Annotated in this window: 17 protein-coding genes; 15 read left to right on the forward strand and 2 right to left on the reverse strand. The window is 70.4% G+C overall.

The features are described from left to right. The first annotated feature begins 21 nt into the window (after positions 1-21). The 15 genes from BX283_RS29680 (at position 22) to BX283_RS29750 (ending at position 15,638) form a co-directional block, all read left to right on the forward strand. The gene (locus tag BX283_RS29680; protein WP_101390531.1) at positions 22-711 is read left to right on the forward strand and encodes an antibiotic biosynthesis monooxygenase; all 690 of its coding nucleotides are present in this window, start codon (positions 22-24) and stop codon (positions 709-711) included. Between the two features lie 411 nt (positions 712-1,122). Beyond that, positions 1,123-1,452: a TcmI family type II polyketide cyclase gene (locus tag BX283_RS29685; RefSeq protein WP_067162612.1), complete on the forward strand. Its 330-nt coding sequence runs from the start codon at positions 1,123-1,125 to the stop codon at positions 1,450-1,452. Next, positions 1,449-2,723, forward strand: coding sequence for a beta-ketoacyl synthase (locus BX283_RS29690; protein ID WP_143676493.1), 1,275 nt, complete (start codon positions 1,449-1,451; stop codon positions 2,721-2,723). Before BX283_RS29685 ends, BX283_RS29690 begins: the two co-directional genes overlap by 4 nt. After that, complete coding sequence (locus BX283_RS29695; RefSeq protein ID WP_101390533.1) at positions 2,720-3,931, forward strand: ketosynthase chain-length factor; 1,212 nt, start codon at positions 2,720-2,722, stop codon at positions 3,929-3,931. The genes BX283_RS29690 and BX283_RS29695 overlap by 4 nt, the downstream gene beginning before the upstream one ends. A 129-nt stretch (positions 3,932-4,060) precedes the next feature. Further along, positions 4,061-4,327, forward strand: a complete 267-nt coding sequence (locus BX283_RS29700) for an acyl carrier protein (protein ID WP_101390534.1) — start codon at positions 4,061-4,063, stop codon at positions 4,325-4,327. 23 nt (positions 4,328-4,350) lie between these two features. Next, the gene (gene fabG, locus BX283_RS29705; protein ID WP_101390535.1) at positions 4,351-5,136 is read left to right on the forward strand and encodes a 3-oxoacyl-ACP reductase FabG; all 786 of its coding nucleotides are present in this window, start codon (positions 4,351-4,353) and stop codon (positions 5,134-5,136) included. A gap of 30 nt (positions 5,137-5,166) precedes the next feature. Continuing rightward, positions 5,167-6,102, forward strand: coding sequence for an aromatase/cyclase (locus BX283_RS29710; RefSeq protein ID WP_101390536.1), 936 nt, complete (start codon positions 5,167-5,169; stop codon positions 6,100-6,102). A gap of 6 nt (positions 6,103-6,108) precedes the next feature. After that, complete coding sequence (locus tag BX283_RS29715) at positions 6,109-7,584, forward strand: FAD-dependent monooxygenase (protein WP_101390537.1); 1,476 nt, start codon at positions 6,109-6,111, stop codon at positions 7,582-7,584. Positions 7,585-7,668: 84 nt separating this feature from the next. After that, positions 7,669-9,171, forward strand: coding sequence for an FAD-dependent monooxygenase (locus BX283_RS29720; RefSeq protein WP_101390538.1), 1,503 nt, complete (start codon positions 7,669-7,671; stop codon positions 9,169-9,171). A gap of 130 nt (positions 9,172-9,301) precedes the next feature. Then, positions 9,302-10,180 carry an alpha/beta fold hydrolase gene (locus tag BX283_RS29725; RefSeq protein WP_101390539.1) on the forward strand — a complete coding sequence of 293 codons (879 nt, stop codon included), beginning with the start codon at positions 9,302-9,304 and terminating at the stop codon, positions 10,178-10,180. 12 nt (positions 10,181-10,192) lie between these two features. Beyond that, positions 10,193-11,473: an MFS transporter gene (locus BX283_RS29730; RefSeq protein WP_101390540.1), complete on the forward strand. Its 1,281-nt coding sequence runs from the start codon at positions 10,193-10,195 to the stop codon at positions 11,471-11,473. Next, complete coding sequence (locus tag BX283_RS29735) at positions 11,470-12,141, forward strand: 4'-phosphopantetheinyl transferase superfamily protein (RefSeq protein WP_257583928.1); 672 nt, start codon at positions 11,470-11,472, stop codon at positions 12,139-12,141. The genes BX283_RS29730 and BX283_RS29735 overlap by 4 nt, the downstream gene beginning before the upstream one ends. Positions 12,142-12,200: 59 nt before the next feature. Next, on the forward strand, positions 12,201-13,781 hold the full coding sequence (locus tag BX283_RS29740) for an acyl-CoA carboxylase subunit beta (protein WP_101390541.1): 1,581 nt from the start codon (positions 12,201-12,203) through the stop codon (positions 13,779-13,781). 28 nt (positions 13,782-13,809) lie between these two features. Then, the gene (locus BX283_RS29745; protein WP_257583929.1) at positions 13,810-14,106 is read left to right on the forward strand and encodes an acyl-CoA carboxylase epsilon subunit; all 297 of its coding nucleotides are present in this window, start codon (positions 13,810-13,812) and stop codon (positions 14,104-14,106) included. 731 nt (positions 14,107-14,837) lie between these two features. Continuing rightward, on the forward strand, positions 14,838-15,638 hold the full coding sequence (locus BX283_RS29750) for a response regulator transcription factor (RefSeq protein WP_371655131.1): 801 nt from the start codon (positions 14,838-14,840) through the stop codon (positions 15,636-15,638). 328 nt (positions 15,639-15,966) lie between these two features. On the opposite strand, the gene BX283_RS29755 is transcribed toward BX283_RS29750, so the two are convergent. Together BX283_RS29755 and purB are read right to left on the reverse strand one after the other, a co-directional pair. Then, complete coding sequence (locus tag BX283_RS29755; protein WP_101390542.1) at positions 15,967-16,368, reverse strand: GNAT family N-acetyltransferase; 402 nt, start codon at positions 16,366-16,368, stop codon at positions 15,967-15,969. Further along, positions 16,352-17,638 (reverse strand): adenylosuccinate lyase, encoded by a 1,287-nt coding sequence (gene purB, locus BX283_RS29760; RefSeq protein ID WP_101390543.1) that lies wholly within the window; start codon positions 17,636-17,638, stop codon positions 16,352-16,354. Before purB ends, BX283_RS29755 begins: the two co-directional genes overlap by 17 nt. Positions 17,639-17,670 lie beyond the last annotated feature (32 nt).

Below are 17,670 nucleotides of genomic sequence, written 5' to 3' on the forward strand. Positions count from 1 at the left end.
CACCCGAAGGAAGCGAAGAACATGCCCAAGATTTCTTCCGATGACAAGAACCTGACCGTCCTCAACCTCTTCTCCACGGACGCCCCGGAGAAGCAGGAGGGCCTGCTCGGCGCGATGCGCGAGATCGTCGACTCGGCCGCCTACCCGGGCTGGATGTCCTCCACCGTGCACGCCGGTGTGGACAAGCCGGGCACGGCCAACTTCATCCAGTGGCGCAGCCGCGCGGACCTGGAGGACCGGTACGACGGCGAGGAGTTCAAGCATCGCACGCTGCCGCTCTTCGGCGAGCTGACCACCTCGATCCGCCTGCTGCAGAACGAGATCGGCTACTCGCAGTCGAAGTCGGGCGACGGCGTCGAGATCTCCCCGGCCCGCACCGACTACACCGTGATCGCGGTCTTCGGCGTCGAGGAGAAGAACCAGGACGACCTGGTCGACGCGCTCGGCCCGTCGATGAAGTTCCTGAGCGACGTTCCCGGTTACGTCTCGCACACGATCCTCAAGGGCATCGCCGCCCGCGGCCTGGAGGGCTCCTTCGTGGTCTCCTACTCGCAGTGGGAGAGCAAGGAGGCGTTCGACGCCTACCAGGCCGTGCCGCAGGCCGAGAAGCCCGCCGCCCGCCTGGAGGCCGAGAAGCGCACCGGCTCGCTCCTGACGTCGGTGGACTCCAACACCTACCGCGTCGTCCACACCCGCGCGGCCGGCGAGTAACACCTGGCACCACCGCACCACAGAACGCCCGGCTCCTCTCCTGGAGCCGGGCGTTCGCGCATTCCGGGCCGGGACGCGCAGGGAAGACGCTCCGGTTCGCGACCTGACGACACCTGACGCCGACGTGACAATTCCCGTGCGCTCACCTGCTCATCGCTGCCGGTTCTCTGACATGGCTGCGGTGTATTTGCGGAACCTGACCGAACCGGACGTAGACCTGAACCGGGGCGCCTTGAACGGCGAGCGGGATCAGAAGACCCTTGAATACATGATCCGGGGCGTGGTTCGCCACCGCTGATCCTCTCGCTCAACTCCCGTTCATGGCCCTCGAATCCGGTCGCGTCCGACGTCGTACGCGCGAGGAAGAAGGCCAGTGCCGGATCAACCGCAACCGCTGAGGAGCGAATACGTATGCACAGCACGCTCATCGTCGCCCGCATGGAACCCGGTTCGAGCACCGACGTCGCCAAGCTGTTCGCCGAGTTCGACGCGACGGAGATGCCGCACCGGATGGGAACGCTGCGCCGCCAGCTGTTCTCCTACCGGGGCCTCTACTTCCACCTGCAGGACTTCGACGCGGACAACGGCGGTGAGCTGATCGAGGCCGCGAAGAACGACCCGCGGTTCATCGGGATCAGCAACGACCTCAAGCCGTTCATCCAGGCGTACGACCCGGCCACCTGGCGCTCGCCCGCCGACGCCATGGCCGCCCGCTTCTACAACTGGGAGGCGGGCGCGTGACAACGCCTCGCAGGGTCGTCATCACGGGGATGGAGGTGCTCGCCCCGGGTGGAATCGGCACCAAGAACTTCTGGAGTCTCCTCAGCGAGGGCCGCACGGCGACGCGCGGTATCACCTTCTTCGACCCCACACCGTTCCGCTCCCGGGTGGCCGCGGAGATCGACTTCGATCCGTACGAGCACGGTCTGAGCCCGCAGGAGGTCCGGCGCATGGACCGCGCCGGGCAGTTCGCGGTCGTCGCCTCGCGCGGCGCGGTCGCCGACAGCGGTCTGGAGCTGGCGGGCCTTGACCCGTACCGGATCGGTGTCACCGTCGGCAGCGCGGTCGGCGCGACCATGGGACTCGACGAGGAGTACCGGGTCGTCAGCGACGGCGGCCGGCTCGACCTCGTGGACCACGAGTACGCCGTCCCGCACCTCTACAACCACCTGGTGCCGAGCTCCTTCGCGGCCGAGGTCGCCTGGGCCGTCGGGGCCGAGGGCCCCAGCACCGTGGTCTCCACGGGCTGCACCTCCGGCATCGACTCGGTCGGCTACGCCGTCGAGCTGATCCGCGAGGGCTCCGCCGACGTCATGATCGCCGGTTCCTCGGACGCGCCGATCTCGCCGATCACCATGGCGTGCTTCGACGCGATCAAGGCCACCACGAACCGCTACGACGAGCCCGAGACGGCCTCGCGGCCGTTCGACAACTCGCGCAACGGCTTCGTGCTCGGCGAGGGCACCGCCTTCTTCGTCCTCGAAGAGCTGGAGAGCGCCCAGAAGCGCGGCGCCCACATCTACGCGGAGATCGCCGGCTACGCCACGCGCTCCAACGCGTACCACATGACCGGACTGCGCCCCGACGGCGCGGAGATGGCCGAGGCGATCCGTGTGGCGCTCGACGAGGCGCGGATGAACGGCGACGAGATCGACTACATCAACGCCCACGGCTCCGGCACCAAGCAGAACGACCGCCACGAGACGGCGGCCGTCAAGCGGATCCTCGGCGACCACGCCTACCGGACGCCGATGAGCTCCATCAAGTCGATGGTCGGGCACTCGCTCGGCGCGATCGGCTCGATCGAGATCGCCGCCTCGGCGCTCGCCATGGAGTACAACGTCGTGCCGCCCACGGCGAACCTGCACACGCCCGACCCCGAGTGCGACCTGGACTACGTCCCGCTGACCGCCCGCGACCGGAAGACCGACGCGGTCCTCTCGGTCGGCAGCGGCTTCGGCGGCTTCCAGAGCGCCGTGGTGCTCGCCCGTCCCGAGAGGAAGCTCGCATGACGTCGTCCGTGGTGGTCACCGGCCTGGGGGTGGCATCCCCCAACGGGCTCGGCATCCAGGACTACTGGGCGGCGACCGTCGGTGGCAAGAGCGGCATCGGCCGCATCACCCGCTTCGACCCGTCGTCCTACCCGGCCAAGCTGGCCGGCGAGGTCCCGGGCTTCGTCGCGGAGGACCTGCTGCCGAGCCGGCTGCTCCCGCAGACCGACCGGGTGACCCGGCTCGCGCTGGTCGCGACCGACTGGGCGCTCGCCGACGCGGGCATCACCCCCGCCGAACTCCCCGAGTTCGACATGGGCGTGGTGACCGCGAGCGCGGCCGGCGGCTTCGAGTTCGGCCAGGGCGAGCTCCAGGCCCTGTGGTCCAAGGGCAGCCAGTACGTCTCGGCGTACCAGTCCTTCGCCTGGTTCTACGCGGTCAACAGCGGCCAGATCTCCATCCGCAACGGGATGAAGGGCCCCAGCGGCGTGGTCGTCAGCGACCAGGCCGGCGGTCTCGACGCGGTGGCGCAGGCCCGGCGGCAGATCCGCAAGGGCACCTCGCTGATCGTCTCGGGCGCCATCGACGCCTCGGTCTGCCCGTGGGGCTGGGTGGCCCAGCTGGCCAGCGACCGGCTCTCCACCAGCGAGGAGCCGACCCGCGCCTACCTGCCCTTCGACCGCGAGGCCGCGGGGTACGTGCCCGGCGAGGGCGGCGCCATCCTGATCATGGAGGACGCCGAGGCGGCCCGCGCCCGGGGCGCCCGGATCTACGGCGAGGTCGCCGGCTACGGCTCGACCATCGACCCGAAGGCCGGCTCCGGCCGTCCGCCCGGGCTGCGCAAGGCCATCGAACTCGCCCTGGCCGACGCGGGGGTCGCACCGGGTGACGTGGACGTGGTCTTCGCCGACGCGGCCGCCGACGCCGAGCTCGACCGCCAGGAGGCCGAGGCGCTCAACGCGGTCTTCGGCACCCGGGGGGTCGCGGTCACCGCGCCCAAGACGATGACCGGACGGCTCTACTCGGGCGCGGCCCCGCTGGACCTGGCCGCCGCCTTCCTCGCCATCAAGGACGGGGTCATCCCGCCCACCGTGCACATCGACCCGGCCGCCGAGTACGACCTCGACCTGGTCCTGGGCGAGCCGCGCACCGCCGAGGTGCGCACAGCGCTGGTGCTGGCTCGTGGCTATGGCGGGTTCAACTCCGCCGTGGTCGTCCGTTCCGCGTAACGCTCCGCGAGGGCGTGGTCTTTGACTGCGGGCCGTCTGTGGCTGGTCGCGCAGTTCCCCGCGCCCCCAGGGGGGCGTGGTCCAGCCACAGACACCCGGAATGCCGTATTTCTAAGAAAGGGAAATCCCATGGCCACCACGTTCACCCTCGACGACCTCAAGCGCATCCTCCTTGAGGCCGCGGGCGCCGACGAGGGCGTCGACCTGGACGGCGACATTCTGGACACCGAGTTCGAGGTCCTGGGATACGAGTCGCTCGCGCTGCTGGAGACGGGCGGCCGGATCGAGCGTGAGTACGGCATCTCGCTGGACGACGACGCGCTGACCGACGCCACCACGCCGCGCGCCCTGATCGACGTCGTCAACGCCCAGCTGTCCTCCGCGTCCGCCGCCTGAGCCACAGACAAAGGAACAACGACATGACCGAGAACACCGCACGGGTCGCACTGGTGACGGGTGCCACGAGCGGCATCGGGCTCTCCGTGGCCCGGCTGCTCGCCTCCCAGGGCCACAAGGTCTTCATCGGCGCGCGCAACGCCGAGAACGTCACCGAGACCGTCAAGCAGCTCCAGGGCGAAGGGCTGGAGGCCGACGGCTCGGCCCTGGACGTCACCGACGCCGACAGCGTCAAGGCCTTCGTCCAGGCCGCCGTCGACCGCTTCGGCACCGTCGACGTGCTGGTCAACAACGCCGGCCGGTCCGGTGGCGGCGTCACCGCCGACATCGAGGACGAGCTGTGGGACGCCGTCATCGACACCAACCTGAACAGTGTCTTCCGGGTCACCCGCGAGGTCCTCAACACCGGCGGCATGCGCCACAAGGACCGCGGCCGGATCATCAACATCGCCTCCACCGCGGGCAAGCAGGGCGTCGTGCTCGGCGCCCCGTACTCGGCCTCCAAGCACGGCGTGGTCGGCTTCACCAAGGCGCTCGGCAACGAGCTCGCGCCCACCGGCATCACGGTCAACGCCGTCTGCCCCGGTTACGTCGAGACGCCGATGGCGCAGCGCGTGCGGCAGGGCTACGCGGCCGCGTACTCCACCTCCGAGGACGCGATCCTGGAGAAGTTCCAGGCCAAGATCCCGCTCGGCCGCTACTCCACCCCGGACGAGGTCGCGGGTCTGGTCGGCTACCTGGCCTCCGACACCGCCGCCTCGATCACCGCGCAGGCGCTCAACGTCTGCGGCGGCCTCGGCAACTTCTAGCACGCCCAAGTACCCGAAGGAGGAGCGGATATGACGACCCGTGAGGTCGAGCACGAGATCACCATCGACGCCCCCGCCGCCGCGGTGTACCGGCTGCTGGCGGAGGTGACCAACTGGCCGCGGATCTTCCCGCCCACGATCTACGTGGACCAGGTCGGTGAGCACGACAACCACGAGCGCATCCGGATCTGGGCCACCGCCAACGGCGAGGCCAAGAACTGGACCTCGCACCGCGAGCTGGACCCCGAGGGCCTGCGCATCACCTTCCGCCAGGAGGTCACCACGCCTCCGGTCGCGGCGATGGGCGGCACCTGGATCATCGAGACCCTGGGCGAGAACTCCTCGCGCGTGCGGCTGCTGCACGACTACCGGGCGATCGACGACGACCCCAAGGGCCTGGCCTGGATCGACGAGGCGGTCGACAAGAACAGCCGCTCGGAGCTGGCCGCGCTCAAGCAGAACGTCGAACTGGCCCACGCGACCGAGGAGGTGACGTTCTCGTTCACCGACACCGTCATCGTCCAGGGCTCGCCGAAGGACCTGTTCGACTTCATCAACGAGGCGAACCTGTGGTCCGAGCGGCTGCCGCACGTGGCCGTGGTCCGGCTGACCGAGGACACCCCCGGGCTCCAGACCCTGGAGATGGACACCCGCGCCAAGGACGGCTCGGTGCACACCACCAAGTCGTACCGGGTGACCTTCCCCAACCACAAGATCGCGTACAAGCAGATCACGCTGCCCGCGCTGATGAGCCTGCACACCGGGATCTGGACGTTCGAGGAGACGCCGGAGGGCACGGCCGCCTCCTCGCAGCACACCGTCACGCTCAACACGGACAACATCGCGAAGATCCTCGGCCCCGAGGCCACCGTCGCGGACGCCCGTGAGTACGTGCACACCGCGCTGTCCACCAACAGCACGGCCACGCTCAACCACGCCAAGACGTACGCCGAGTCGAAGGGCTGATCCCGCATGACCACCACGGACCGCCTCGACACCCAGGTCATCGTCGTCGGCGCCGGCCCCGTCGGGCTTCTGCTCGCCGGTGAGCTGCGTCTTGGCGGAGCCGACGTGGTCGTACTGGAACAACGGGCCACGCCCACCACGGAGTCGAGGGCCTCCACGCTGCACGCCCGCACCATGGAGCTCCTCGACAGCCGTGGGCTGCTCGACGTCTTCGGGACGCCGCCGAACGAGCCGCGCGGCCACTTCGGCGGCATCCCGATGGACCTCACACTGCCCAGCCCCTACCCCGGGCAGTGGAAGATGCCCCAGACCCGGACCGAGGCCCTGCTCCAGGAGTGGGCGCTCTCGCTGGGCGTGGACATCCGGCGCGGGCACGAGCTGCGCGAGGTGTCCGACCGGGGCGACTTCGTCGAGGCGACGGCGGCCGGGCCCCAGGGCACGGTCGTGGTGCGCGGTGGCTTCCTCGTCGGGTGCGACGGCGAGGACTCCACCGTGCGCCGCCTCACCGGGGCCGAGTTCCCCGGCAACGACGCCGGCCGCGAGCTGCTGCGCGCGGACGTGGCCGGGGTCACCATCCCCAACCGCCGCTTCGAGCGGCTGCCCGCCGGGCTCGCCATCGCGGCGACCCGCGACGGGGTCACCCGGGTGATGGTGCACGAGTTCGGCTCCAAGGCCGAACCGCGCACCGGCGACCCGGAGTTCGGCGAGATCGCGGCGGTCTGGAAGCGCGTCACCGGCGAGGACATCAGCGGCGGCACCCCGCTCTGGGCCAACTCCTTCGGCGACGCCAACCGCCAGCTCACCCAGTACCGCAGCGGCCGGATCCTGTTCGCCGGGGACGCCGCCCACCGCCAGATGCCGATCGGCGGCCAGGCCCTCAACCTCGGCCTCCAGGACGCCTTCAACCTGGGCTGGAAGCTGGCCCTGCACCTCGGCGGTTCGGCCCCCGAGGGCCTGCTCGACACCTACCACACCGAACGCCACGAGGTCGGCCGGCGGGTCCTGTCCAACATCAGGGCGCAGGCCATGCTGCTGCTCGGCGATCTTGAGGTCGAGCCGCTGCGCTCGGTGCTCACCGAGCTCCTCACCCACGACGACGTCCGGGCGCACCTCGCCGGGATGATCAGCGGTCTCGACATCCGCTACGACGTCGGCGGCCCCGAGCACCCGCTGCTCGGCGCCCGGCTGCCGGACGCGGGCCTGACCACCGGCGAAGGCCCGGTGAACACGGCCCAGTTGCTGCGCACCGCACGCGGTGTGCTCCTCGATCTGTCCGGCGGCGGTGCGGCGCTGCCGGACACCTCCGGCTGGGCTGACCGGGTCACCGTGCTGCCGGCCGCGCCGGAGAAGGACGGCGCCCTCGACGGCGTGGGCGCCGTCCTGGTGCGGCCCGACGGGCACGTGGTCTGGGCGGGCGCGCCGGACACCGACGGCACCGGGCTGCGGGAGGCCCTGGAGCGCTGGTTCGGCCCCTCCCACTGACCTCCCGCAGGCACAACCCCCCACCCCCGCGCACGACCGTACGACTCCTCAGCACGACAGGGCACGTCCAGGAAAGGGAACACTATGGAGGGGACAGCCGTGGACACCGATGTCATCATCGTCGGCGCGGGTCCGACCGGTCTCATGCTCGCCGCCGAGCTGCGGCTCGGCGGGGCGCGGGTCGTCGTCGTCGAGCGGCTGGCGAAGCCCACCGGGCAGTCCCGCGGCCTGGGCTTCACGGCCCGCGCCATGGAGATCTTCGACCAGCGCGGACTGCTGCCCCGCTTCGGGCAGGGCGAGACGCTGGAGATCAGCCCGATGGGCCACTTCGGCGGGGTGCAGTTCGACTACACCGTCCTGGAGGGCGGGCACTTCGGGGCGCGCGGCATCCCGCAGTACAAGACCGAGGCGGTCCTGGAGGAGTGGGCGGCCGAGCTGGGCGTCGACATCCGGCGCGGCTGGGAGTTCCTGGAGCTGACCGACGGCTTCCTGGACGGCGACGACGTCGAGATCACCGTCCAGACGCCGAACGCGGTACGCAAGCTGCGCGCCTCCTACCTGGTGGGCGCCGACGGCGGCCGCAGCGTGGTGCGCGAGGCCGCCGGGTTCGACTTCCCGGGCACCTCCGCGACCCGGGCGATGTTCCTCGCCGACGTCACCGGCTGCGAGCTGCGCCCGCGCTTCCTGGGGGAGCGGCTCGACAACGGCATGGTGATGGCGGCCCCGCTCGCCCCGGGCGTGGACCGGATCATCGTCTGCCCCGACGACGCGCCCGCCCGCCCCAGCGGCGAGTCGGTCTCCTTCGAGGAGGTCGCCGCCGCCTGGCAGTCGATCACCGGTGAGGACATCTCGCACGGCGGCGCCGAGTGGGTCAGCTTCTTCAGCGACGCCACCCGCCAGGCCTCCGAGTACCGGCGCGGCCGGGTCCTCCTGGTCGGCGACGCCGCCCACATCCACCTCCCGGCCGGCGGCCAGGGCCTGAGCACCGGCGTCCAGGACGCGGCCAACCTCGGCTGGAAGCTGGCCGCGGAGATCGCCGGGACCGCGCCCGAGGGGCTGCTCGACACGTACCACGGCGAGCGGCACCCGGTGGGTGCGCGGCTGCTGATGAACACCCGCGCCCAGGGCATGGTCTTCCTCGGCGGGCCCGAGGCCGACCCGCTGCGCCAGCTCTTCGGCGAGCTCATCCAGTACGACGACGTCAAGCGCCACCTCGCCGGGATCGTCAGCGGTCTGGACATCCGGTACGAGCTGGGTGACGGGCACCCGTTGGTGGGGCGCCGGATCGCTCCGCGCACCCTGGTCCTGGCGGACGGCGAGACCAGCACGACGGCGTTGCTGCACCCGGCTCGTGGGGTGCTGCTCGATCTGGGCGACTCCTCGTCCGTACGGGGCGCCGCCGCCGGGTGGCAGGGGCGGGTCGATGTCGTCACCGCCTCGGCCAAGCCGGTGGACGGCGGCACCGATCCGCTCGCGGGTGCGGGTGCCGTGCTCGTTCGGCCCGATGGATATGTCGCCTGGGCCGGGGACGACGTCTCGGCCCTGGAGGCCGCCCTCGGGCAGTGGTTCGGTCCGGCGAGGCCGTGACGCGGGAGAGCTCGGTTCTGAAGGCGGTTTCGCGTCTGCGGACCGTAGGTGGCTGGTCGCGCAGTTCCCCGCCCCCCTTCAGGGGCACGGGGCCGCGGCCGATCGAACCTCAACGCAAACGGGGGCTTTGATGGAAAGCACGCTCGCACCGGCGGCCGTTTCGCAGGGTGTTCGCAGGATCACCCTGGACGCGGGCGGTGTCACCCTGTCCGCGCTGCTGTGCGAGCCGGAAGGCACCCCCCGCGCGACCGTCGTCGCCGTGCACGGCGGCGGCATGAGCGCCGGGTACTTCGACGGCCAGGCCCACCCCGAGCTGTCCCTGCTGACGCTGGGCGCCCGGCTCGGCTACACCGTCCTGGCCGTCGACCGGCCCGGCTACGGGCAGTCCGCCGCCCAGCTACCCGACGGCCTCACCGTCGCCGAGCAGACCGACGTCCTGCGCGCCGGGATCGACGACTTCACCGCCAAGTACCCGACGGGAGCGGGCATCCTGCTCGTCGCGCACTCCTTCGGCGGCAAGCTCGCCCTGTCGGCTGCCGCCCACTGCACCGGCGACGGCCTCCTCGGCCTCGACATCTCCGGCTGCGGCCACCGCTACGCCGTCACCCCGGGCGTGCTCCGCAAGGGGCTCAAGCACATCGCCCGGCACTGGGGGCCGCTGCGGCTGTACCCGCCGAACACGTTCCGCAGCAGCGGCTCCCTGGTGGCGCCGATGCCGGAGCGCGAGGCGAGCGAACTGCCGCGCTGGCCCGAGCTGTTCGCGGCCCTCGCGCCGCGCGTCCGCATCCCCGTCCGGCTCACCTTCGCCGAGCACGAGGGCTGGTGGCTGCACGGCGACAAGGACCTCGCCGACCTCGCCGCCCAGCTGACCGCCGCACCCCGCATCGTCGTCGACCGCCAGCCGGACGCGGGCCACAACATCAGCCTCGGCTGGGCGGCCCGCTCCTACCACCTGCGCACGCTCGCCTTCCTGGAGGACTGCATCACCAGGGCGGGACGCGATGCCTGACCATCCGAGCCTATGACCAGCACCTTCGCCCATCCCTTCCGCTCCCTGGCGGTCCGCAACTTCCGGCTGTTCGCGGCCGGGCAGGTCGTCTCCGTCGCGGGCACCTGGATGATGGTCGTGGCCCAGGACTGGATCGTCCTGGGCCTGGCCGACAACTCCGGCACCGCCCTCGGCGTCGTCACCGCGCTCCAGTTCACGCCGCTGCTGCTGCTCACCCTGTACGGCGGGCGCCTCGCCGACCGCTACGACAAGCGGCTCCTGCTCACCTGCGCCAATCTGGCGTCCGGTGTGCTGGCCCTGGTCCTGGCGCTGCTGGCGTTCGCGGACGCCGTGCAGCTGTGGCACATCTGGCTGTGCGCGTTCGGCCTCGGGGTCGTCAACGCCGTAGAGGTGCCGACCCGGATGTCGTTCGTCAGCGAACTGGTCGGACCCGAACTGCTGCCGAACGCGTCGGCGTTGAGCGCCGCGTACTTCAACACCGCCCGGGTGGTCGGGCCCGCTCTCGCGGGGCTGCTCATCACCGGCTTCGGCACCGGCTGGGTGATGCTGTTCAACTCCGTCAGCTATCTGGCGACCGTGATCGGACTGCGGATGATGCGGCCCGGCGAGCTCCTGCTCGGCGCGCGGCAGGAGACCCGGCCGCGGGTGGTCGACGGGCTCAAGTACGTGGCCGGGCGCCCGGACCTGAAGCTGCCGCTCGCCCTCGTCGGGGTGATCTCGCTCTTCGGGCTCAACTTCCAGCTCACCCTGCCGCTGTACGCCAAGACCGTCTTCGACGCCGACGCGGCCTCGTTCGGGCTGCTCACCACCGGGTTCGCCGCGGGCTCGCTGATCGCCGCGTTCGCCACCACCGCGCGCCGCAGCCGCCCCTCCAGCCGGCTGGTGGTGGGCGCGGCGCTGGTCTTCGCGGCCCTGGAGACAGTGGCGGGCTGGGCGCCGAACTTCCCGGCCGCGATCGTGCTGCTCTCGCTCACCGGCGGCGCCACCATCTTCTTCGTCCAGGCCGTCAACCACCGCGTCCAGCTCGGCAGCGACCCGCGGTACCGGGGCCGGGTGATGGCGCTGTACACCCTGATCCTCCAGGGCTCGACCCCGCTGGGCTCGCTGCTCATCGGCTGGCTCGCCGAACACCTGGGCGCCCGCTCGGGCTTCTACGTGGGCGGTCTCGTCTCGCTGGCGGCCGCGCTCACCGCGCTGGCCTACGACCGGCGCGGCGGGCGCGTGGAGCCGGTCGGGGAGCCCGAGGGCGACCCGGAGCAGGGCGGCCCCCTCCACGAGGCGGTGCGCCGGTGAACGCGACCCGTACGCCGCTGCGGGCGGCCCCCGCGGCCGGGCGGCTGCACCTGCTGGTGTTCCGGCCGCCCGCCGAGGAGGTGGCGCAGGTGTGCCCGCTGATGCAGGCGCTGGACGAGATGGAGGCGGCGCGTGCGGCCTCCTACGTCTCCGCCCGCGACCGCACCCAGTACGTGGCCGCGCACGCCACCCTGCGCGGCCTGCTCGCCGCGTACACCGGCCTCGAACCCGGCCGGATCGTGCTCGGCCGCGGCGCGGAGCCGTACGGGAAGCCGCAGTTGATCGATCCGCCCGTGCCGCTCCACTTCAACCTCTCGCACAGCCACGGCCTGATCGCCATCGGGGTCGCGGCGGCTCCGGTGGGCGTCGACGTCCAGCGCGTCCCGTCGCCCGAGGCCGTCGAGATGGTGCTGCCCCGGCTGCACCCGCAGGAGCGCGCCGAACTGCGCGAACTGCCCGCGGCCGAGCGGACGGTGGCGTTCGCCCGGCTGTGGACCCGCAAGGAGGCCTATCTCAAGGGCCTGGGCACCGGACTCACCCGCTCACCCGCGGCGGACTACCTGGGCGACCGCAACGCCCAGGGCCGCCCGCACGGCTGGACGGTGCGCAACGTGCCCGTACAGCCGGGCTACGCCGCCGCGGCCGCGCTCCGCAACCACCCGACGTGACCGTGAAGGCAGTCGACTCCGCACCAAGGATCCGCAACCTACAGGGGGAACCGAACACCATGCCGACCACGCCGACCACACAGTCCTCCGCCGAGGTCTCCGACCGGCTGGACGAACTCAGCGAACGCAAGGAACAGGCCGTCCGCGGCCCGAGCGACAAGGCGACCGAGGCGCAGCACGCCAAGGGCAAGCTGACCGCGCGCGAGCGGATCGAACTCCTCCTGGACAAGGGCAGCTTCACCGAGGTCGAGCAGCTCCGGCGGCACCGCGCCACCGGCTTCGGCCTGGAGGCCAAGAAGCCGTACACGGACGGTGTCATCACCGGCTGGGGCACGGTCGAGGGCCGTACGGTCTTCGTCTACGCCCATGACTTCCGCATCTTCGGCGGCGCCCTGGGCGAGGCCCACGCCTCCAAGATCCACAAGTTGATGGACATGGCCATCGCGGCCGGCGCGCCGCTGGTGTCCCTGAACGACGGCGCCGGCGCCCGTATCCAGGAGGGCGTCTCGGCGCTCGCGGGCTACGGCGGCATCTTCCAGCGCAACACCAAGGCCAGCGGGGTGATCCCGCAGATCAGCGTGATGCTGGGGCCGTGCGCGGGCGGCGCGGCGTACTCGCCCGCGCTGACCGACTTCGTCTTCATGGTCCGCGAGACCTCGCAGATGTTCATCACCGGCCCGGACGTGGTCCAGGCGGTGACCGGCGAGGAGATCTCGCAGAACGGGCTCGGCGGCGCGGACGTGCACGCCGGGGTCTCGGGCGTGGCGCACTTCGCGTACGACGACGAGGAGACCTGCCTCGCCGAGGTCCGCTATCTGCTGTCGATGCTCCCGTCCAACAACCGGGAGATGCCGCCGCTGGCGCAGACCTCGGACCCGGTGGACCGCGAGGGCGCGGCGCTGCTCGACCTGGTGCCCGCCGACGGCAACCGCTCGTACGACGTGCGCGGGGTCATCGAGGAGCTCGTCGACGACGGCGAGTACATGGAGATCCACGCGGCCTGGGCGCCCAACCTGGTGGTGGCCCTGGCCCGGCTCGACGGCCACGTCGTCGGGATCGTCGCCAACCAGCCCTCCGCCATGGCGGGCGTCCTGGACATCAAGGCGAGCGAGAAGGGCGCGCGGTTCGTCCAGTTCTGCGACTCCTTCAGCATCCCGCTGATCACCCTCGTCGACGTCCCCGGGTTCCTGCCGGGCGTCGACCAGGAGCACGACGGCATCATCCGGCGCGGCGCGAAGCTGCTGTACGCGTACTGCAACGCCACCGTCCCCCGTATCTCGGTGGTGCTGCGCAAGGCGTACGGCGGTGCCTACATCGTGATGGACTCGCGCTCGATCGGTGCCGACCTCTCGTTCGCCTGGCCCACCAACGAGATCGCGGTGATGGGCGCCGAGGGCGCGGCGAACGTGGTCTTCCGCCGGGAGATCGCCGCCGCCGAGGACCCCGACGCGATGCGCAGGCAGAAGATCGACGAGTACAAGAACGAGCTGGTGCACCCCTACTTCGCGGCGGAGCGGGGTCTGGTCGACGACGTCATCGACCCGCGCGAGACCCGCTCGGTGCTGTGCCGCTCGGTCGCGATGCTCATCGCCAAGGACGCCGAACTGCCCCGCCGCAAGCACGGCAACCCGCCCCAGTAGGCCCGACTCCCGTAGAGAGGTGACCGACATGAGCGAGATGACCCAGATCACCGAGCCCGCCACCGAGCCGGCCGAGCCTGCCGAGATGACCCTGGAGCACTGCCGTGAGCTGCTGAGAGTGGAACGCGGTAATCCGGATCCGGAGGAACTGGCGGCGCTGGCCGCGCTGTTCTTCGCGCACTTCTCGGCCATGGAGGCCCGGGCGGAGGCGGCCCGGGTGATGATCCCGAGGCAGCGCCGCTCCGCGAGCTGGCGCCGCACCGACCGGGCGACGGGCTTCGACGGCCCGCGCACCTGGCGGGCGGGCGGCCCGGTGCTCGCCTGACGACAATTCCTGACGGTTAGTCAATTAGCAGGCCGTCCCGCGCCTTTCCCTCCGGGGAGAGCGGCGCGCAGCGCCCCGAGCGGGCCGTCCGAACAGGGCGGCTCCGCCCGGGGCGCGCCGCTGTTCAGGCCGCCGGACTTTACTTGACACAGACTCTCCCGGACGACCATTCTGTGCGGTGAATGGGGGTCTTCGTCATGCAGGTGTTGCCGTACTGCAAGCTACAGCCCGATCACAGGGAGCGCTGGGGGGCGCGAGCCGCCCCTGACTGAGGCGCAGTACCGGCGAATTCAAGCCACCGGCCATCGTGACGTCACTTGGACACCTGTTATTTAACTTGCTGTCAGCAGACCCGCCTGAATTCCGTAAACCTCCAGGCCTATGTGGCGAACATCATGTCATGGCATCGTCAACGTCAGAGCCGCGCCAAGATGGCCGGATTATGTGAGTCGCGGCGAGTTACCCTTGGTTGAATCACCCCTGGTCGAATCAACTGATCCTCCAGCGTTCCGCTTCCGCATGGCGGAGACTGGTTGACGGGGGCTCCCAGTCGTGATCACGTATGGAAACGAAGAGGCGCTCTGTCCGATCTCGCTCAATAACCGACACAGTTTATTTGTTATTTGCTCGAACCTCTTTGAATTCCGTAGCAACGGTCTGTAGGTTCGTCGGTGTTCGCAGTGAGATCCGGACCGGATCTCGTATTGGACTCACTCAGATGGGGGAGGGACATGACTCGCGGGGGAGGCATGACTCAGAGTTCGTCAGAGGCAGTGCTGGAGCCTCATATACCTGTCCAGCGTGGTCCAGGGGGACCACACCTGATCGAAGAGGGCGTGTCGGAAGCGGTGCGCAGGGTGGCCGGCCTCTCCCGGGGCCGGCGGATCCTCGTGGTCGACAGCGACGTCGACGGCGCGGAGTCCCTGGTGTGCCGACTGCGCAGGCACGGCCACGAGGCCATCGGCGTGAAGAGCGGCAGCACCGCGCTGCAGGCGTACGAGGACGTCGATCTCGTCCTGCTCGACCTCGAACTTCCTGACCTGGACGGCCTGGAGGTCTGCCGGGCCATCCGCTCGGTCAGCGGCATCCCGGTGATCATCGTGACGGCCCGCGGCTCCGAGCTCGACTGCGTCCTCGGCCTCCAGGCCGGCGCGGACGACTATGTGGTCAAGCCCTACGGTTTCCGGGAATTAATGGCACGGATCGAAGCCGTCATGCGTCGCGCGAGGTTCCAGCCGCCTGTTGCCAGAGAGATCTTGCACGGGCGGTTGCGCATTGACGTGAGCTCCCGCGAGGTGAGCCTGGACGGCCGCGAGGTGGGGCTGACCCGCAAGGAATTCGATCTGCTCTGCCTGCTCGCCTCCCATCCGGACACGGTCATTCCGCGTAAGCGTCTGCTCCAGCAGGTCTGGGGCGACTCCTGGTCGCGCCGCACTGTCGACACCCATGTCAGCAGTCTTCGCGGCAAACTGGGCGACAGCGGATGGATCATTACCGTGCGCGGGGTCGGTTTCAAGCTGGGCAACGGGTGAATTTCCGCCTTTCCGCCCGCTGGGAACAAGAGAAAAACAAGTTGAACAACCGTCATATATCCAAAGAATTCTTTGGTGCGGCAGCCTGGTAATGGATGCCAAGGGTAAGGCGGGTTTTCGGCCGGGGCCTCCGGGGTAATGACATTGCCCCGGAGGCCCCGCCGCATTACCAGGTATCCACCGGAACATCAATTCCGTGCAACATCCTTATTGCACACTCCGTACGATCCCGTGGACAACTTCGTACACACCTCCGTACACACGAAAAGGCCCCCGCGGCCGGACGAGCCGGACCGCGGGGGCCTTCGTGCGAACTGCCGCCGGGTTCCTACGGGTTGAGGACCCAGGCGGAGTTGTGCTGGGTGAAGCCGATGTGCGGGTAGTAGTCCACCGCGGCCGGCGCCGACAGCAGGATGACCTTGGCCTGCGGGGCCTCCTTCTGCGTGGCGTCGATCAGCGCCCGGCCGATGCCCGAGCGCTGGTAGTCGCCGCTCACCGCGATGTCCGAGAGGTACGTCGCGTAGCTGAAGTCGGAGATGCTGCGGGCGATGCCGATGAGCCTGCCCTCCGCCCGGGCCACGACCACGAGATTGGCGTTGCGCACCATCGCGGCGAACCGCGTCACGTCCTCGATCGGACGGCGCTCACCGAGCCCGGAGGAGCGGTAGACCTCAAGGACCTCCTCCAGGTCCAGGTCCGCACCCTCCACACGCTCAATCTTCCAGGTCACGAAGTTGCTCCAATCGATCGAGAATCACGCCGTGGTTGACGAGGAAACGCTCCGGGCGCAGCTGGCCGATGTCCATGCCCTCCTGGCGCAGCGTGTCCCCGAAGTGCTCGCCGGTGGCGATCGTACGGTTCGCGGCGGCCTGGACCGCGCGGTAGGCCTTCTCCCGCTCCACCCCGTCCGCCAGCAGGTCGGCCAGGACGGCGGAGCTGTACACCAGACCGTCGGTGCGGTCGATGCCCTCCCGCATCCGGTCCGGGAACACCTTCAGGTCGCGGACCAGTTGGGTCGCCATGGTGGCCTGGAAGTGCCCCACCGCCAGCGCGTCCGGCAGGATCACCCGCTCCACCGACTGGTGCGCCAGATCGCGCTCGTGCCACAGCGCCACGTTCTCCAGGGCGGTGGCCGCGTAACCGCGCAGCAGCCGCGCCAGACCGTTCAGGCGCTCGCTGGTGGTCGGGTTCCGCTTGTGCGGCATGGCGCTGGAGCCCTGGTAGGCGGAGGTGCGCTGCTCCTCCACCTCGCGGACCTCGGTGCGCTGGAGCAGCCGCAGCTCCAGGGCGACCTGCTCGATGCTCGCGCCGAGCAGGGCGACGGCCTGGAGCAGCTGGGCGTGCCGGTCGCGGGAGACGACCTGGCTCGGGGCGGGCTCCACACCGAGCCCGAGCTCCTCGCAGACGTATGCCTCGACCGAGGGGTCGATCAGCGCGTACGTGCCGACCGAGCCGGAGATGGTGCCCACCGCCACGGCCTTGCGGGCCGCCTTGAGGCGGGTGAGCGAGCGGTCCACGGAGAACGCGAACTGCGCCAGCTTGTGGCCGAACGACGTCGGCTCGGCGTGCACCCCGTGGGTGCGGCCGACGATCACCGTCTCCCAGTGCTCCAGGGCCCGCTCGACGAGGACCTTGCGCAGCTCCACGCCGGCCGCGAGCACCAGGTCGGTGGCGCGGGCCAGGTTGTAGCCCAGCGAGGTGTCGACCAGGTCGTAGCTGGTCATGCCGAGGTGGACCCAGCGGGCCGACTCGTCGGGGATGCCCTCGCAGTAGGCGGCGAGGAACGAGAGCACTTCGTGGTCCCGCTCCCGTTCGATCTCCTGCACCCGCTCGGGGGTCGGGACGCTGGCCCGCCGCATGTCCTCGACGGCGTCCTCGGGCACCCGGCCCAGGCGCACCTGGGACTCGGAGGCGAGGATCTCCACCCGGACCCAGGTCGCGTAGCGCGCCTGGTCCGAGAAGATGTCCGCCATCGCGGGCAGGGTATAGCGGGGAATCATTTGGGCCAGCACCCCCAGGGTGAGCTTGTCGA

This window comes from Streptomyces sp. TLI_146, from assembly GCF_002846415.1.
GTDB lineage: Bacteria > Actinomycetota > Actinomycetes > Streptomycetales > Streptomycetaceae > Streptomyces.

Bases quoted from the DNA above. Each gene is read 5' to 3' on its own strand.
- BX283_RS29680 (WP_101390531.1), top strand. From the start codon at position 22: ATGCCCAAGATTTCTTCCGATGACAAGAACCTGACCGTCCTCAACCTC.
- BX283_RS29685 (WP_067162612.1), top strand. From the start codon at position 1,123: ATGCACAGCACGCTCATCGTCGCCCGCATGGAACCCGGTTCGAGCACC.
- BX283_RS29695 (WP_101390533.1), top strand. From the start codon at position 2,720: ATGACGTCGTCCGTGGTGGTCACCGGCCTGGGGGTGGCATCCCCCAAC.
- BX283_RS29700 (WP_101390534.1), top strand. From the start codon at position 4,061: ATGGCCACCACGTTCACCCTCGACGACCTCAAGCGCATCCTCCTTGAG.
- fabG (WP_101390535.1), top strand. From the start codon at position 4,351: ATGACCGAGAACACCGCACGGGTCGCACTGGTGACGGGTGCCACGAGC.
- BX283_RS29710 (WP_101390536.1), top strand. From the start codon at position 5,167: ATGACGACCCGTGAGGTCGAGCACGAGATCACCATCGACGCCCCCGCC.
- BX283_RS29715 (WP_101390537.1), top strand. From the start codon at position 6,109: ATGACCACCACGGACCGCCTCGACACCCAGGTCATCGTCGTCGGCGCC.
- BX283_RS29720 (WP_101390538.1), top strand. From the start codon at position 7,669: ATGGAGGGGACAGCCGTGGACACCGATGTCATCATCGTCGGCGCGGGT.
- BX283_RS29725 (WP_101390539.1), top strand. From the start codon at position 9,302: ATGGAAAGCACGCTCGCACCGGCGGCCGTTTCGCAGGGTGTTCGCAGG.
- BX283_RS29730 (WP_101390540.1), top strand. From the start codon at position 10,193: ATGACCAGCACCTTCGCCCATCCCTTCCGCTCCCTGGCGGTCCGCAAC.
- BX283_RS29740 (WP_101390541.1), top strand. From the start codon at position 12,201: ATGCCGACCACGCCGACCACACAGTCCTCCGCCGAGGTCTCCGACCGG.
- BX283_RS29745 (WP_257583929.1), top strand. From the start codon at position 13,810: ATGAGCGAGATGACCCAGATCACCGAGCCCGCCACCGAGCCGGCCGAG.
- BX283_RS29750 (WP_371655131.1), top strand. From the start codon at position 14,838: ATGACTCGCGGGGGAGGCATGACTCAGAGTTCGTCAGAGGCAGTGCTG.
- purB (WP_101390543.1), bottom strand. From the start codon at position 17,638: ATGATTCCCCGCTATACCCTGCCCGCGATGGCGGACATCTTCTCGGAC.